This window comes from Sphingobacterium sp. ML3W, assembly GCF_000747525.1.
Lineage (GTDB): Bacteria > Bacteroidota > Bacteroidia > Sphingobacteriales > Sphingobacteriaceae > Sphingobacterium.
In genome coordinates, this window is sequence record NZ_CP009278.1 from 4,015,112 (window position 1) to 4,029,593 (window position 14,482).

Sequence of the window (14,482 nt, forward strand, 5' to 3'; positions counted from 1 at the left end):
TTTATTTGTTTTTCTTTTTGTAAACGTCACTGTTCTCGTTTCCCCCTGCCATCAAATAGGCCATTATATCACTTAATTCCTCTGGATTTAGGACATTCAATGTTCCTGGTGGCATGATGGATACTTCCGAAACTTTGATATCCTGCACCTCTTTTTTAGCGATTTCCTTCGTTAGATGAGGTGCATATGGGTTTTGCGATATGATATAATTCTTCTCATTTTCACCCATCAGTCGTCCCATTTGCTTGGTCCCATCTTTCAAATGGAAGACCTTAGACTCATATTGATCGGAAATCACCTTGCTAGGCTCAATCATTGCTTCCAACATATCTTTGGTCGAGAAACGAGTACCCAGCTGGGTCAAGTCAGGGCCAACAGATCCACCTTCACCTTTAATGGTATGGCAAGAAGCACAGCGCAAGGCGATAAAAAGTTCACTTCCTCGTTTGAAATTTCGTATACCAGTGTTGTCATTAATATATTTGAGGGCTGTATCAATCTTCCAGTCTCTACCCGGTCCTTTGGCACTTTCTACTTTTTCTGCCAGTCTATTACCCGATTGGCTAACCAAGGAATCTCCGGAAATCTTATTATAATGAGCCAGTTGATCTTTACTTACATTGCCCAGAGCAATTTTCCGCGCTTTATCGATAAAGCCGATGTAGCTATTTCCACCTTTATAACCAAACCCTTTATAGAACCATTTGAAATATTCATCATGTAACTCTGGAGTCCAGCCTGTATGAGCTGTACTCAACATCGTTGCTAAAAAAATCTGTTGCGCAGGAGGAATATTGGCCAACATGTCGGCTATATCCAAGCCATATTGTGGATTACGTAAAATTAAGTTAGAAGAACTCATAAAATTGGTGTTGGTCGAATCATCCTTTGCCGAGTATAACAGCGGCACAGTCTTACGCACGACACCCTCATCGCCAATAGCGACCAATACTTTTCCGAGTTCACGATTGACAAGGTTTATTTTCGAAGGATATAAATCCCCTAATCGTTGCGAAAGAAGGACACGTTGTGCATCAACTGGATTACCCATTCTTGCGATACTAACCTCATAGACACGTAACAAATTTAATAACATCTGTTGCGGAAGCTTCGAAATATCAATAGTTGCCAACTTATTGAACATTTCAGCTTGAAGCGACTTATCTCCATTTCTTGCTAAAGCTAACATCGCTTCAGTCAAGCGGACTACATTTCTCTCCTCAAATACAAGGTGTTTCCATGTTTCCACTGGTTGATGTTCCACTGCTATACGTGCCGCGTAACGGATGAAGCGATCTTGATTACCAAGGTATTTCCATACTTTTTCAACCGTACCTGGCGCCGAAAGCTTGTGGTATTGCTCGATTTCTCTACGTAAAGCAATATCTTTAGGAAGTTCCTTCTTTGTTTTATTTTCTTTGATATCAGCATGTCCTGTGTAATAAACCCGATATAAATCCGACTCCAATTTTCTACCTCCAGTCAAGAAGTATAATGCGCCATCGGGGCCAATCTCGCCATCTGTCAATGCAAGTGGAGATCCTGAGACAAATTCTTCCGCTTTTGCAGAGTAACTTGCTCCTTTTGGATTTAACTGAACAGAATAGATAATACCGAAACTCCAGTCAAACGCCAAGAGACTATTTCTATACTTATCTGGAAATTTCGCTTTGCTAGCATACAAAAGATTCGTTGGAGAACCCTGTCCTATATTCAAAATACCTGGAAGATTATCCGGATAACTCGGATCCCACTTACCGTTACCAGTCCGCCAACCAAATTCACCTCCGCTGATGACATGGCAAATTCTCGTTGGACGGTACCAAGGCATCCCAAAATCCCATTCCATATCCGAATCGTAGGTAAACATTTCACCATCATCATTAAAAGTAATATCAAAAGGATTTCTATATCCACCACTAATCATCTCCCAGTGTTTACCCTCTGCATCGGTCTTAGCTATCCATCCCCCAGGTTCTTTCCGATCGGTCGCATGACCCTGTGGATCTACAATATGAGGGAATAGATTATCGTGATGCCAATTTGATGGCAAACGGTATGCATCCATCTTCGGCAGATCCGTGTGATTACCTGCAATTAAATATATAGCCGAATCTGGTCCAAGCACAACACTATGTGGTCCATGTTCACCCTCACCATTTAAGGCTAATAATTGTGTTATCTTATCCAGTTTATCATCCTGATTTGTGTCCTGTAAACGGTATAAACCACTACCTTTCGAAAACTGTTCATTAGGATTATGGTTCACCACAACATACAGACTATTGTGCGCCCACAACAACCCTTGAGCAAAACCAATCCCTACTTTCGTTGAACTGGTATCTGCAGGATTATCTGTTGGAAAATCCAATTTTTCAATCTTTGGTTTAATAGTACTATCCGAACCAATTGGCGGCAATTCTATGCGGAACAATGCACCATATTGATCGGAGGTAATCATTCTACCTTTATCATCAAAGGTCATCGCTACCCATGATCCTTGTTTATTATCCGATGGGCTATAGATATGATCTACAGCAAAACCCTCAGGTAAAACAATTTTCTTGGTCTTTGGATTCTCATCTTTGACACCCTCATCTTTAATCTGTTCACTACATGCTCCTGCTAAAATGAGCAGAAAAATGGCAAACAACATTAGCAGTATGTTATTAATTTTTCTCATTGTTATTCTTTAAGCTGATATACTGTTTTGTTTATTCATCATTGATTAATATCCCGTATTTTGTGGAATTCCATTGGTCAGCACTTCACGTTGTGGAATAGGAAACAATAACTTAAAAGGTTGCACATTATAAGAAGCCGTACTCAAACGAGAAAGCCGTTTTTTCTCCTCCACTCCGTGAGCGTTTAGGACTTCTTCAGCTTTTCCTGTACGCAATAACTGATACCATCTGTGATCCTCAAAAGCAACCTCAATACGTTGTTCTTTTGCAATTGCATCCCGCAATCCTTCTTTAGTCAACCCCATTAGCGGTTTTAGACCAGCACGTTTGCGCACCAAGTTCAGATTGGTATAAGGATCACCTACACCCGCTTCGTTTTGTGCCTCTGCCAATAGCAACAGTACATGACCATAGCGATATATTGGCCAATTTTCATTGGATCGTCCATCTTCAATATACGGTGCATGGTAAAACTTTTTGATAAAAGGTATTTTCCCACCAAATGCGACAGCCTCTTGATATTGTGTATTTGAAGGGTCGTCAAACAAGGCAATTGATTTATCTTTTCGAACATCACCAGTCTCATACAAATTGTAGATACTAGGTGTCGGAATATTGGATCCCCCCAGATTACCAGAATATCCCACTAATTTCAGCTTCCCATTTCGTGGTCCAAACATATAGATGAAATTACTGTTTTCCCCCTCCACGGATTGATCATACTGCACTTCAAATATGGACTCTTCATTATTTTTATTATTCGGATTGAAACAGTTTGCATAATCAGGCAATAAAGCATAGCCCAATTTGGTAACCTCCTGAAAAGTTGAAGCTGCTTCAGCATATTGCTTTCTTGTCAAATACACATCTCCCAATAATGTCAATGCAGCACCCTTCGTAATTCGTCCTGCATTATTCTTATCATAACTATCCGGGAGACTCGCTACCGCATCTTTAGCATGCTGCACGATTACCGAGTACACCTCATCCACCGATGCTTTTCCATCTTTAAAAGCATCAGTAGGATTTGCCACTTCCGTAGTATGTAATGGGATTTCCCCAAACAAGCGTACCAAATGGAAATATGTCAATGCCTGTATAAATTTCACCTCACCAATATATCGCTTTTTCAACCCCTCATCGGTAAAAGGGACTTTATCAATGCGACTTAAAATCACATTAGACTCTTGCACCACGCTATATAATGTTGCCCAGATTGTATTAATATAAGTATTCGAAGAGGTTATTAAAAATTCATCGATCTCTTCCCTTTGCTGTGTTCCTCTATCCGTCTCATCATACTGATAGTTGGTATTATCCGAAACCATTTCGGTCATGGCCCAAAAATCACTTGTATACAAACCTTGCAAGCGGCCGTACACTCCATTTACAGCACGAAGGACCTGTCCTTCATTTTCATAGTAATTATCACCGCTAGAAAAGCTGTAAGGTTTAACATCTAGTAGGTGATTACATGAGGATAGACTCAGTAATCCAAAAGCCAATAAAATATATTTCATGTTCATAACTGTAGACTTAAAAATTGAAATTCAATCCGAGAGTATAGATTCTTGGAACCGGATAGGCCGAATAGTCAAGGCCCTGTACTAATGGACTAATATCACCTCTATTGATATTGGTCCCTTCTGGGTTACCATCATATCCTGTGATCAAGAAAGGATTCTGAATATTTCCATAGACCCTGATATCCTTGATTACCCCTTTGATACTTTTAGAAAATGTATACCCTAAAGTGATGTTACGGACCCATACATAATCTGTTTTTTCAACAAATAGCGAGTGCGTATCGCGATACATAACACGACCTCTACCGGTACCATTTGTAGTTGGAACTAACCCACTACCTGGATTATCTTCAGAGCGCCAGCGGTCTGCCACCTCTTTCCGTACATTGAATACCCCATCAATATTATCCGTATAAAAACGAGTAGCATGCAACATCTCTTGTCCCATAGCACCTACCATCATAAACCGCAGGTCTAAGTTTTTATAAGAAAGTGTATTGGTCATGCCCCAAGTAAAATCGGGATAAGGATTACCGATTACGTCAAAATCATCATTCGGTGTTATCTCGCCATCGCCATTGACATCCCGCATACGCAAGTTACCTGGGATAGCTCCCGGAAAGGCTGCGTATTTATCTAAATCTGCTTGATTTTGATAAATTCCTTCAACCACATAACCGATAATCATCCCTACAGGTTGACCGATACGAGTGACGTTGGTAAAGTTACCTTCAGAGCTCGCTCCTGAATAAATAGGATCAGTGCTTCTTCCTAATGCAATTACTTTGTTTCTATTGAATGAAATATTAAAATCGGTGTTCCATTTAAAATTATCATGCACGATGTTAGCCGAACTTAACGAAAATTCAAATCCGGTATTCTCCACATCACCACGATTTTCCGTTACAGATGCAAATCCAGAAGACTGCGGAATCGGCGTATTAAGCAATAAATCTAGCGTATTACGCTTATAATAGTTCGCAGTAAATGTCAAGCGGTTATTTAAAGTTGCAAAATCCAAACCGATGTTTAGTTCTTTCATCTTTTCCCACCCTAAATAACTGTTTCCTAAACTGTTCATAATACGACCTGGTGCTAAACTTCCACCAAATACATAATTGCCTGTCCCGATACTGCTTAATGGTGCATAGTTAGAGATATTAAAGTTACCACTTCGTCCATAAGAGGCTCTTAATTTTAACTCATCCACCCAAGTCACATCTTTCAAGAAATTTTCTTCGGATGCTCGCCAACCCAATGCAACGGACGGGAAAGACCCCCATTGATTATCCCTACCAAATCTAGATGAACCATCCGAACGAAAAGATGCCGTCAAGATATACCGCTCTTTATAAGTATAATTTACCCTTGCCAAATAAGAGATCAATGCCCAGTCTTCAATACCGGTACCACCTGTAATGCGGGCGGCTCCATTTAAGGTCTGGATATCATCATCCGGGAACTGTGAACCGTTAAATCCTGCAGATTTATCTTTTTGAGACTGCACGGAATAACCTGCCAAGGCATTAATGCTATGACCATTTTCCGATCTATAATCATAAGTCAAGGTATTTTCATTAGCCCAGTTGATATATTGACCACGGGTGTAGTTACCACTCGGAATAGACAGGCCAGGTGCATTTTGGTTTGGTATCGTAGATGGACGGAAGTATTCTCCACTTTCATCTTGATAATCGACGTTAAAAGTCGTCTTAAACTTGAGATTGGCAAGTATGCTGTATTCAGCATAGGTGCTCATCAACATTTTCAGTTTATTACTCTTATCTACACGCTGATTCAAAAACATAACCGGATTGGGGTTACCAAAAGCCCCTGGTGAAACGATATAGGGATTGTACGTACCGTCTGCGTTATAGATGCTGGAAACTGGCGTCGCAATTTCAAAAAACTCATCCCTCCCTTGTCCACTAACACCACCTTTAAGGTAAGAAATAGTTGGTGCGATGTTCATTCCCAATTTTAACTTATTAGCAATATTGCCATCGACATTGGCCCGAACAGAGAACCTTTCAAAACCTGTATTGAGCATGACTCCGGACTGATTCAAATAGCCTGCAGAGATAAAAGAACGTACCTGTTCATTACCACCACTAAGGCTCACATTGAAATCCGACATCGGTGCGATTCGGGTGACCGCATCATACCAGTCGACACCAGCCCCCAAAGCTGCAGGATTCCGATATTCTTCTGGAATATCATTTATTGTTGGTTCACGACCTTCCTCAAATCGAATTTTATCTTCAATAGACTCTTTGCGAAACTGAGCGAACTCCGATGCATTCATCATACTGGGTCTTCCTTTTTGTGGCACTTGTTGCAAACCAGTACTTGCCGCAACACTGATTTGCAGTTTTCCAACAGCACCTTTTTTTGTGTTGATTAAGATAACACCATTAGACCCCCTCGATCCGTAAATTGCTGTTGCCGAAGCATCTTTTAATACCGTCATAGATTCAATATCGCTGGGATTGATCGCAGTCAATGGATTAGATCGTTCACTTGAAGTAGAAGGAACTGGAAATCCATCAATGACATATAAAGGTGATGCCCCCGCTCCAATGGCACCAATACCCCGGATACGGATCCTGGGTCCACCTCCGGGCGTACCATTAGAGGTACTGACCTGAACGCCAGAAATCTGGCCAGTCAAGGCTTGATCAGGACTGGCAATCGCTTGTCCACGTACGTTATTCATGGAAACTGAAGCAATCGATCCAGTAACATCCTTTTTCTGTTGACTACCGTAGCCCACCACGACCACTTCATCGATTTCTTGAGATGAGTTTATTAAAGTCACATGCTGTTCTCCTGACTTTTTAACCTCGATTTCTTGATTGGTATAACCTATATTTCGGAATGATAAAGTTTGTCCCTTATTTAGGGTTATCTCATAATGACCATTCTCATCGGTAGAAGTGGCTGTATCGGTACCTTTCACCCGTATCGTAACGCCAGGAATAGGACGTCCTTCCGCATCACGGACGATGCCGCTAACGGTAAACTGTTCCTGAATACTAACACTCGTTACCCCCGAATTATTTTCAAATAGTCTCCCATGATTTGATACCAAATCAGCTTTAATACCCACAGTCCCTGCTACTGAAATATGAGCAGAAGACAGCTGTATGAAAAAGATACCTGGAAACAATAGTGATACCTTCAAAAGACTAGATCGCCCCCGAAGGAAATTTGGATATTTTTCAGTCTGCGCAATGCGTAAATTATTGACTGTAAAATTCTTAGTTATTTTTTTGTTAAATTGATCATATTGCATAACTTTGCAAGGTTTGATGGTTTTAAGATTAAGAGTTCGACACTCTACTATTAATTTTATATAAGGCCTTAGATGAATACCGATGGTGCTACAACACTATCGGGTTTTTATTCAAGCTAGTTTTAGTACAATTTCTTCCCCCATACCTAAACCTCCTTTTTTATTAAAGTTTTCCATTCTATATTCTATAAAGATATTAGGGTCCAGAACAAAAGACACCTATAAGTTGTTTATAATCAAAAGACTAAGGCTTGCTTTTCTAAAGCTAGTTCAAATATAAAAATCCATTATAGCTTAAGCATCCTGCACTATCCTGACTGCCAATAAAAAAGTAAAAGCAATTACTTGAAAAATGGTAATGAATTAAAGTACAATCATGTTTTATATATAAAGTCACTCATTTTTCATCTCACAGTTGGAGAATAGCTAGCGCGAATAACAATTCGTAAAAATTAGAATCCGAGACTTTACGACAATGTCCCATATACTGATTACGTACGCTAAAACTTAGAAAAAACTAATCATAGTCTAGGACTAGGTTCTATTAATTTATATATACAAGGAATCGCATTAGCATTTTTGGAGAATATACTCGGAAATTACCTCCTTTAGTTTAATCATTCTAATAGCTAATGGATCTTTCGCTAAATTGAAGTCGTGACTTTGTATGCTTTTTTATTTAAATAGTCATGGGGATACTAAAACAAAAAAAGCTATCTGCTGAACAGAGAGCTTAAATATAACAACGTCGAGGGAAAAAATTAATCCAACTCAGAAATCCGAGTCTTAAAAATAAATAGTTCTCATTTTTATTCCAAAAAAAAAGCCCTAACTTTCGTTAGAGCTTTTTTGTCGTCCTCTCGGGACAATTTTCGAACCATTTTTTGGACGATCTAAAAATGCTTACATCAATAAAAAACTATTAAATATCTGAAAATCAATAACAAAATAATTTTCTGATATTTTTAGATCATGATTAGAAAGGAATTACTAATATGGTTCGAACTATTTTAATTTTTACTCTTCCAGAGTAGTGCATAAAGATGAACTTATAAAATTCCGTGTTCATATGAATGGTATTAATATTTTATTTGGATTCAGGAGATATGTGCTTCCCTAAATTCCTTTTTGTGTTGAGAATACCATTTTTGAGACCATAATATCTAATGAAAAAAGTCATTTTTTTGATGACATATATTTTAGGGGTCATTTTAACTAACCATCTCGGTGCATTTGTAATTTGAAGAACTCTACTCTTGAAGGAATTCACACTAATTATCCTCCTTTTATAGTGATCTTTCAATTATTCGCAAACGTAGCAAAGATCACTTATGGTTTGTATCTCGTCTCACACATTAAGTTTTGGTCAGTACTAGAAAGCTTATGGTCACTGAGTTCAGATGACCATAATGTAATTTTGATACGAATATAGAATTAAATATATAATCATGAGTTTGATAGAAGATTTAAATTGGCGCTACGCCACAAAAAAAATGAATGGTACAATGATACCACAAGAGAAATTAGATTACATTTTAGAGGCTGCAAGAATGGCACCTTCTTCCTCTGGATTACAGCAGTACAAAATTATTGTTATTTCGGATAAAGGTTTGCTAGAAAGAATTAAACGAGTAGCCTATAATCAAAGTCAGGTTACGGAATGTTCTCACCTATTAGTCTTTGCGGCATGGGATGAATATACAGATCAACGGGTTTCAACCGTATTTAACTATACAATGGATCAGCGTGACTTACCCTATAGCACTATGGATGATTATAAAACCACTATTTTAAACCTTTTTTCTTCAAGGGGTAAAGAATGGGAAGCCCATCATGCGGCAAAACAAAGTTACATTTCGTTTGCTATGGCAATCGCGGCAGCTGCAGAACAAAAGATAGATGCTACACCTATCGAAGGTTTTGATTCAGATACATTAGATGAACTTTTAAAGCTAACGCATAGCGGTTACAAAAGCACTGTAATTCTGCCTCTGGGTTATAGAGATGCGGAAAATGATTGGTTGTTAGACATGAAAAAAGTTCGTACACCACGAGAATCATTTATAACAGAAATGACTTTAGAAGATATTGTTGATTTAGAAGATTTGTCTAGGAAATAAAATCATGATGTTGCCCTTCTAAATCAAAAAACTACATCACTTATGGTTAGTAAAATCATCTATTTGAAAAATATGAGCAGATACTAAAGTTATAGATTTTACTAATTTGAATAAGAAAACCGTCTCCTTAATAGTCACAGTTATCGAAATACAGTCTATGAGTTCCGATTAGTACTTATTAAAGCAATCTGTTTGTAATCACCTCTTTACTAGAACCTTTGAGAAGAAACCCAATAAACTAATGTTCAAAACAGATGAAAATTTATTAGGTTTTGGTCATTACTTGAAAACTAATGGTCACCGAATTTGAATGACCATAATGTAATTTTGCCCAATACATATAATAAAATACAGAATTATGAAAGAATTTAAAGTTAATAAAAAAAGATACAGCATCACTGCGCTAGCCAGTTTAATTATATTATCATTAGTTGTCGTCGCTTTTGCGACAGTCAGAGATGATGAAGAGGTTCCTGTAGCGGAAATTGTACCACTGAGCGTGGAGTTTGCGTTACCCGTGTATAAAAAAATCACCATGTGGGACGAGTACACAGGTAGGTTTGAAGCTAGCAGTCGTTCGGAAGTTAGAGCCCGTGTAAGTGGTTTTTTAGAAGAAGTAAATTTTAATGCTGGAGAGTATGTAAAAAAAGGTGAAGTGCTTTTTGTCATAGACCAAAGACCATTTATAATTGAACTAAATCAAGTCAAGGCTAACTACACTCAAGCGTTGGCGTCCTTAAAGACTGCACAAGATAATTATACCAGGATAGAATCATTGAGGGAGACAGGTGCTTTGTCTACTGAAGAATATGACCGTAGGAAACAAGCTTTGGTACACGCAGAGGCAAGCATACAATTTGCACAAGCTAAAATTGATAACGCCAAACTAAATTTAGAATTTACCAAGGTCAGAGCCCCGATCTCCGGACTAGTTAGCAGAGATAGAGTAAACGCAGGAAATTTAGTGGATGGTGGCAGTGCAAATTCTACTTTACTGACGACGATTGTATCAACCAGTCCTATACATTTTTATTTTACAGGGAGCGAATCCGAGCATCTAAAATATGTTAGACTGGCATTAGATGGAAAACGCGGATCCATAAGATCTCAGGGGTTTCCGATAAAGATTAAATTGGCAGATGAGAAGTTTTTTTTACATAATGCCAAAATGGACTTCGTTGATAACGAGATTGACAGGCAATCGGGCACCATTGAAAGCCGCGCTATACTCCAAAATGCTGACCGTTTATTAGAACCTGGTATGTTTGGTAAAGCAAGGCTAATAAGTAGTGATGAGCATGAAGCTATCATGATTCCAGATGAAATAATCGGCACCAATCAGTCTTTTCGTTATGTATATATTCTTGGTAAAAACAATGTTGTAATAAGCAAAACAGTTACTCTGGGACCATTGCATACCAACGGTCTTAGAATCATCAAAGATGGTCTTTCATCAAGGGATAAAGTTATTACTAACAACATTCAAAAGATAAGTCCAGGGATTACAGTAAGCCCCAAAGAAATTCAAATTAAAGAAAATTCCGAAGAGGAAACTAAAGCAACAGCGAGAACTGAATAAAGATCAGTCAGCAATAAAAATTATATAGAAAAAATACTGGATTTACTTCTAAGCTTGGTGTTTAAATATTAAACACCTAAAAATAAAAGCTTCAGAAGCTAGTTCTCAAATATCTGAAAAATGAAATTTAGTCATATTTTTATCAAAAGACCAATTTTGGCAGCTGTATTGAATATTCTCATACTTATAGTTGGAGGATTATCATATATATCCCTGCCAACCTCTCAATTCCCGGATGTAGCACCACCAACTATAGAAGTGGTAGCAACATACCCCGGAGCAAATGCAAAGATTCTTTCCGAAACGGTCGGAGCACCACTTGAAAAAGAGATAAATGGAGTAGAAAACATGATTTATATGACTTCACAATCATCTGCAGACGGTCGTGTAATTCTACAGGTAGCCTTCGAACTTGGCACCGATCTAGACAAAGCTCAAGTACAGATACAAAACCGTGTTGCAATTGTAGAGTCAAGGTTACCGGAATCTGTGAGAAGGTTGGGTATTACCACCAAAAAAGTGTCCCCAGATGTACTTATGATGATAAGTCTATATTCACCAAATCAAACTTATGATGATTCTTATATGGGTAATTATGCCCTCTTACAGTTAAAAGATGAGCTTGCACGTATTAGAGGAATTGGAGATATAGTACCCTTTGGCACAGCAGAATACGCCATGCGAATTTGGCTAGATCCTGACAAGATAGCCAACTTAGATATTACTGCTCCAGAAGTGCTAGCCGCTTTAAGGGCTCAGAATGTTGAGATAGCTGGAGGTACCCTCAATACATTACCATCTGGGAACCAGACTGCGTTTGAAATAAATATTCAAACTCAAGGGAAACTGGTTTCTACTAAAGAATTCGAGGACGTAATTGTTAAATCCCAAGACGATGGGCGTATTGTCAGATTAAAGGATGTGGGAAGGGCAGAATTAGGTTCTCAGAATTATGCGACTCGTGGATATTTAGGGAAGAGTCCATCTATTTCACTGACAATCTTTCAACAACCAGGTGGGAATGCTTTGGAGACTGCTGCAGAGATACAAGCTAAAATGAAAGACCTTTCTAAAAGCTTTCCTGAAGATCTCAAATACGATATTGCCTATAACCCGACTGAATTCATTCAAGAATCCATAGACCAGGTTTACTATACTATTTTTGAAGCAGCTGTATTAGTAGTTCTAGTAATTTTATTATTCCTACAATCATGGCGAGCAGCAATAATACCAATCTTGGCTATCCCTATTTCTTTAGTAGGAACATTTGCAGTAATGCAACTAATTGGTTTTTCGTTAAATACTCTTACCTTATTTGGTTTAGTACTTGCCATTGGTATTGTTGTAGATGATGCCATTGTAGTAGTAGAAAATATGGAGCGGTACTTAAAAAAGGGATTCTCTCCCAAAGAAGCTGCTATGAAAACTATGGATGAAGTGGGTGGCGCATTGGTTGCAATTGGCTTAGTTCTTATAGCCGTATTTATTCCTACAGCTTTTCTAGAAGGTATATCGGGTCAGTTCTATAAACAATTTGGGTTAACCATTGCGATAGCGACTACAATTTCAGTTTTCGTTTCTTTGACCTTAAGTCCAGCCTTAGCAGCGTTACTATTACGCCGACATGAAAAGAAAAGCACAAAAAAAACCTTTTACCTGTTAAAGCCATTCATCTTTATAGGAGACAAATTCAACCTGTTTATGGAAAACCTTTCCGATAGATATGGTAAAGGAGTTCAAAAGTTGATTAGGAGTTCAGTAATAGTTTTAGTGATTTACTTTATCCTAATCCTTCTTACGGGGGTGGAATTCAATAGAGTTCCTAAAGGGTTCATCCCAGGAATGGATCAGCAATATTTTATCACTGTTATTCAATTACCTCCTGGATCTTCCTTATCCCGGACGGACGAGGTATTAAAAGATGTGATAGATTCTTCACTAGAAGTTGATGGGATAGAAAATGCTATTTCATTTACAGGATTTGATGCTGCATCCATGACAAACTCATCGCATTCTGCGGTTGTATATCAAACTCTTGATGACTTTAAGGTGAGGAAAGATAAAGGAATTAAATATGAAGACCTATTGGCAACAATACGTGAGAAAATGTCCCAAATTGATAATGCATTGGTATTGGTTGTCCCCCCACCTTCGGTAAGCGGAATAGGAAATGCAGGAGGATTTAAAATGATGGTTCAAGATAGGGAAAATTTAGGTACAGAAAAATTACTAGAAGCAACAAACGAACTTGCAACGGCAGCAAATCAAGATCCTGTACTGAGCAATGTGTTTACTTTTTTTAATAATGAGACCCCTCAACTACATCTGGATATTGATCGGGTAAAAGCGGAAAAACTAGGTGTAGATGTTCAAGATGTTTTTCAATCATTAGAAATCTTATTGGGTTCTGCCTTCGTGAATGAATTTAATTATTTAGGCAGGACATATCAGGTAACAGCACAAGCAGATGCGCCACAACGTTTAGAACCTGAGGATATATCAAAAATCAACATTCGTAATAACGCGGGACGGATGGTTCCTTTAGGAACAATTACTAAGCAAGAGAATACAGCTGGTGCTTCAAGAATACCTAGGTTTAACATGTATCCTTCCGCCTCTTTAAATGGTGACTTTTCGCCCGGTTATAGTTCTGGACAAGCCTTAAAAAGAATGGAGGAATTAGCGGAAGAAATTCTGCCACAGGGCATTTCATATGAATGGACAGAGATTGCGTATCAAGAGAAAAAGGCGGGTAATACTGCAGGAATAGCTTTTCTTTTAGCAGTAGTATTTGTTTTCTTATTACTTGCTGCCCAATTTGAGAGTTTAATTCTTCCACTTGTAGTAATATTAATTGTGCCCATGGTGCTTTTATTTGCAATAGTGGGCGTAGACCTAGCTGGATTAGACAATAATATTATGGTCCAAATTGGACTAGTTGTATTGGTTGGTTTAGCAAGTAAAAATGCTATACTAATCGTTGAATTTGCCAAACAACTTGAAGAACAAGGAACTGATCTAAAAACTGCCATTATTGAAGCTTCCAAATTAAGGCTTCGCCCAATCCTAATGACCTCCTTAGCATTTATTTTGGGGGTAGTTCCACTTGCATTTGCTACAGGTGCAGGAGCTGAACTTCGTATTTCACTAGGTATAGCAGTATTTAGTGGTATGTTGGGAGTTACCATATTCGGGATTTTCTTAACCCCTGTGTTTTATTATCTGGGAAGAAAATGGACGACCAAATTAAAATAAATAGAAGCTTGAATACAAAATCA

At 38.3% G+C, this 14,482-nt stretch carries 6 protein-coding genes; 3 read left to right on the plus strand and 3 right to left on the minus strand.

The window, feature by feature from the left end:
* Position 1: 1 nt before the first annotated feature.
* From KO02_RS17205 to KO02_RS17215, 3 genes are read right to left on the minus strand one after another with little or no spacing between them, the layout of a single operon-like run.
* On the minus strand, positions 2-2,683 hold the full coding sequence (locus KO02_RS17205) for a c-type cytochrome (protein WP_038700269.1): 2,682 nt from the start codon (positions 2,681-2,683) through the stop codon (positions 2-4).
* Between the two features lie 45 nt (positions 2,684-2,728).
* On the minus strand, positions 2,729-4,204 hold the full coding sequence (locus KO02_RS17210; RefSeq protein WP_051960013.1) for a RagB/SusD family nutrient uptake outer membrane protein: 1,476 nt from the start codon (positions 4,202-4,204) through the stop codon (positions 2,729-2,731).
* A 16-nt stretch (positions 4,205-4,220) separates the two neighbouring features.
* The gene (locus KO02_RS17215) at positions 4,221-7,505 is read right to left on the minus strand and encodes a SusC/RagA family TonB-linked outer membrane protein (RefSeq protein ID WP_051960014.1); all 3,285 of its coding nucleotides are present in this window, start codon (positions 7,503-7,505) and stop codon (positions 4,221-4,223) included.
* Positions 7,506-8,953: 1,448 nt separating this feature from the next.
* Here KO02_RS17215 and KO02_RS17220 point away from each other — a divergent pair.
* The 3 genes from KO02_RS17220 (at position 8,954) to KO02_RS17230 (ending at position 14,459) form a co-directional block, all read left to right on the plus strand.
* Positions 8,954-9,625: a nitroreductase family protein gene (locus tag KO02_RS17220; protein ID WP_038700273.1), complete on the plus strand. Its 672-nt coding sequence runs from the start codon at positions 8,954-8,956 to the stop codon at positions 9,623-9,625.
* 358 nt (positions 9,626-9,983) lie between these two features.
* Positions 9,984-11,204: an efflux RND transporter periplasmic adaptor subunit gene (locus tag KO02_RS17225; protein ID WP_081918416.1), complete on the plus strand. Its 1,221-nt coding sequence runs from the start codon at positions 9,984-9,986 to the stop codon at positions 11,202-11,204.
* 120 nt (positions 11,205-11,324) lie between these two features.
* Complete coding sequence (locus tag KO02_RS17230; RefSeq protein ID WP_038700275.1) at positions 11,325-14,459, plus strand: efflux RND transporter permease subunit; 3,135 nt, start codon at positions 11,325-11,327, stop codon at positions 14,457-14,459.
* Positions 14,460-14,482: the final 23 nt, after the last annotated feature.

What these genes read in the sequence shown, in the direction of transcription:
- KO02_RS17205 (WP_038700269.1), bottom strand. Translation starts at nt 2,683, where the DNA reads ATGAGAAAAATTAATAACATACTGCTAATGTTGTTTGCCATTTTTCTG.
- KO02_RS17210 (WP_051960013.1), bottom strand. Translation starts at nt 4,204, where the DNA reads ATGAAATATATTTTATTGGCTTTTGGATTACTGAGTCTATCCTCATGT.
- KO02_RS17215 (WP_051960014.1), bottom strand. Translation starts at nt 7,505, where the DNA reads ATGCAATATGATCAATTTAACAAAAAAATAACTAAGAATTTTACAGTC.
- KO02_RS17220 (WP_038700273.1), top strand. Translation starts at nt 8,954, where the DNA reads ATGAGTTTGATAGAAGATTTAAATTGGCGCTACGCCACAAAAAAAATG.
- KO02_RS17225 (WP_081918416.1), top strand. Translation starts at nt 9,984, where the DNA reads ATGAAAGAATTTAAAGTTAATAAAAAAAGATACAGCATCACTGCGCTA.
- KO02_RS17230 (WP_038700275.1), top strand. Translation starts at nt 11,325, where the DNA reads ATGAAATTTAGTCATATTTTTATCAAAAGACCAATTTTGGCAGCTGTA.